The organism is Mesorhizobium sp. (genome assembly GCF_024509055.1).
Lineage (GTDB): Bacteria > Pseudomonadota > Alphaproteobacteria > Rhizobiales > Rhizobiaceae > Mesorhizobium.
Genome location: NZ_JANINM010000212.1, coordinates 1 through 3,086, shown reverse-complemented (window position 1 = coordinate 3,086; position 3,086 = coordinate 1). Strand labels below are relative to the sequence as shown.

At 62.6% G+C, this 3,086-nt stretch carries 4 protein-coding genes; all 4 read left to right on the top strand.

Translation table 11 applies throughout. The features are described from left to right. Window positions 1–125: 125 nt before the first annotated feature. Window positions 126–902 (top strand): AAA family ATPase, encoded by a 777-nt coding sequence (locus Q0L57_RS09870; protein ID WP_296741723.1) that lies wholly within the window; start codon window positions 126–128, stop codon window positions 900–902. Then, a complete protein-coding gene (locus Q0L57_RS09865; protein WP_296741721.1) occupies window positions 899–1,420 on the top strand; it encodes a CoA-binding protein in 522 nt (173 codons plus the stop codon). The genes Q0L57_RS09870 and Q0L57_RS09865 overlap by 4 nt, the downstream gene beginning before the upstream one ends. Before the next feature lie 159 nt (window positions 1,421–1,579). Next, window positions 1,580–2,860 carry an O-acetylhomoserine aminocarboxypropyltransferase gene (locus tag Q0L57_RS09860; RefSeq protein ID WP_296741719.1) on the top strand — a complete coding sequence of 427 codons (1,281 nt, stop codon included), beginning with the start codon at window positions 1,580–1,582 and terminating at the stop codon, window positions 2,858–2,860. Between the two features lie 5 nt (window positions 2,861–2,865). After that, window positions 2,866–3,086: cupin domain-containing protein (locus Q0L57_RS09855; protein ID WP_296741716.1), on the top strand; the 221-nt coding region annotated here is incomplete at its 3' end.

Here is a 3,086-nt window from a genome sequence, read left to right as displayed (position 1 = left end):
GAAAACATGCTGGCGCGCGACGCCGAGGAAGGCATCGGCGCCTTCATCGGCAAGCGCAAGCCGGAATGGACAGACGAATAGCCGGCCCGGAATGCAGCCGCTCTTTTCCATGTTGAAGGCTTGATGTGGCGGCCCGCAAGCAACTGACGCGGCTGAAAGCGCCTTATCTCAAGCGCATCCTGCTTGAGCCGTCGCGCGTCGCGGATTGGGACCAATATCCCTGGAGCCTGCCGATCTTCCGCGGCCGCGAATTCGAGTTTGAATTCACCAGCGCCATCACCATCGTCGTCGGCGAGAACGGCACCGGCAAATCGACACTGCTCGAAGCCGTCGGTGCGCTTGCCGGCTACGACGAAGCCGGCGGCGGAAAGGGCTACCGGCCGATCGACCACTCTCGAGCCGTCGACAAAAGCGGCGCTTCACTCAGCGCCGCGCTCCGTGCGCACTGGCTGCCGAAGGTCACCGCTGGCTGGTTCTTCCGCGCCGAATCCTTCTACTCCGTATCGCGCTATCTTGACCAAGCCGCACTGGATGTTGGGGCGGCGCCGCCTGACTTCCTGTCATGGTCGCACGGCGAGGGTTTCATCCGCTTCTTCGAGGAGCGTTGCCGCCGTCAGGGCATATACATCCTCGACGAGCCCGAAAGCGCGCTGTCGCCGACGCGCCAGATCGAGCTGTTGAAATTGCTCCGGCGCATGGAGCAATCCGGCACCGCGCAGGTGATCATGGCCACTCATTCGCCCTTGCTGATGGCTTGCCCCAACGCGCGGCTCTTCCGCATCAGCCGCTTCGGGCTCGATCAGGTCGATTTTCAGGACACCGGTCATTTTCGCATGATGCGCGACTTCTGCAGCGACCCGGCTGGCTTTCTCGCCGAAGCGCTGTATGAGGACGAGCCATGAATCACGACGCCTATGACAATGCCTACATCGCCGACATCCTGAATTCGGTGAAGACGATCGCCATGGTCGGCGCCTCGCCCAACGACGTGCGGCCAAGCTATTTCGTGCTGAAATATCTGCTCGCAAAAGGCTTTTCAGTGTTTCCGATCAACCCCGGCCACGCCGGCAAGGAGATTCTCGGCCGCACGGTCTATGCGAGCCTTGCCGACCTGCCGCAGCCGGTCGACATGGTCGACATCTTCCGCGCTTCCCAGGCGGTGCCGGGCATTGTCGATCAGGTGCTGAAGCTCGATCCGCTGCCCAAGGTGATCTGGATGCAACTCGGCGTGCGCCATGACGAGGCGGCCGCTCGCGCCGAGGCGGCCGGCATCAAGGTGGTGATGAACCGCTGCCCGAAGATCGAGTACGGCAAGCTGTCAGGCGAGATCGGCTGGACCGGTGTCAATTCCGGCGTGTTGTCGTCCAAGAAGCCCTTGATGCGGCAGGGCTTCCAGAGCTTCGGCGTTCGCCAGAAATAGCCTGGCCGTAAGCCGCGCAAAAATATTCCGGGAAGAAATGGATTTTCCCGGACGTTCGCCGCAGATCGCACGCCGAAAGGTATTTTCTTCTTTGCATTCGGCGTTGCGCTTCGCCAAGAATGCCCGGCGATTTTCGAAGATCAGGAGAGGGAGATTTCGATGACCCGTACGCCCGGTTTCAACACCTTAGCCGTCCATGCCGGCGCCAAACCCGATCCGGCAACCGGCGCCCGCGCCACGCCGATCTACCAGACCACCTCCTTCGTCTTCGACGATGCCGACCATGCCGCCTCGCTGTTCGGGCTGAAGGCCTTCGGCAACATCTACACCCGCATCATGAACCCGACTCAGGCGGTGCTCGAGGAGCGCCTTGCCGCGCTCGAAGGCGGCACCGCGGCGCTTGCCGTGGCCTCCGGCCATGCCGCGCAGGTGCTCGTCTTCCACAACCTGATGCAGCCCGGCGACAATTTCATCGCCGCCAACAAGCTCTATGGCGGCTCGATCAACCAGTTCGGCCATGCCTTCAAGAACTTCGGCTGGGAGGTCCGCTGGGCCGAGGCAAACGATCCGGCGACTTTCGAAAGCCAGATCGACGACAGGACCAAGGCGATCTTCATCGAAAGCCTTGCCAATCCCGGCGGCATCTTCGTCGACATCGAGAAGATCGGCGACATCGCCCGCAGGCATGGCCTGCCGCTGATCGTCGACAATACGCTGGCCTCGCCTTACCTGGTGCGCCCCATCGAGCATGGCGCCGACGTCGTCGTCCATTCGCTGACCAAATTTATCGGCGGCCATGGCAATTCCATCGGCGGCGGCATTATCGACGGCGGCACCTTCGACTGGTCGAAGTCCGGCAAGTATCCGATGCTGTCGCAGCCGCGCCCGGAATATGGCGGCATGGTCCTGCACGAGACCTTCGGCAACTTCGCCTTCGCGATTGCCGCGCGCGTGCTCGGCCTTCGCGACATCGGTGCAGCGATCTCGCCCTTCAATGCCTTCCTGCTTTTGACAGGCCTGGAAACGCTGCCGCTGCGCATGCAGCGCCATTGCGACAACGCAGCGAGCGTCGCCGGCTGGCTTTCCAACCATCCGAAGGTCGCCTGGGTAAACTATCCCGGCCTGCCCGGCGACAAGAACAATGCGCTACAGAAGAAATATTCGCCGCAGGGCGCCGGCGCCGTGTTCACCTTCGGCCTCAAGGGCGGCTACGAAGCAGGCGTCAAGTTCGTCGAAGCGCTGGAGCTGTTCTCGCATCTCGCCAATGTCGGCGACACCAAGTCGCTGGTCATCCATCCGGCCTCGACCACGCATCGTCAGCTTTCCGACGAGCAGAAGGTGAAGGCCGGCGCCGGGCCGGATACGGTCCGCTTGTCGGTCGGCATCGAGGATATCAACGACATCGTCGCGGATCTCGAGCAGGCGCTGGCGAAAGTCTGATCCCGATGTCAGCCTTCCTCGCGGTCGATACCGCAACTGTCGAACTGGAGGCCGGCGCGCCGGCCCCGGACCGCCTGATCTCCGGCGACCCCAAATTCGGTACCTGGAACGTCGAGGAGCGCGACGGCGGCCTCTATGCCGGCATCTGGGAATCGACGCCCGGCAAATGGCGCATCGTCTATGACGAGTGGGAGTTCTGCCACATCCTGTCCGGCGTCTCGGTGAT

Bases quoted from the DNA above. Each gene is read 5' to 3' on its own strand.
- Q0L57_RS09865 (WP_296741721.1), top strand. From the start codon at position 899: ATGAATCACGACGCCTATGACAATGCCTACATCGCCGACATCCTGAAT.
- Q0L57_RS09860 (WP_296741719.1), top strand. From the start codon at position 1,580: ATGACCCGTACGCCCGGTTTCAACACCTTAGCCGTCCATGCCGGCGCC.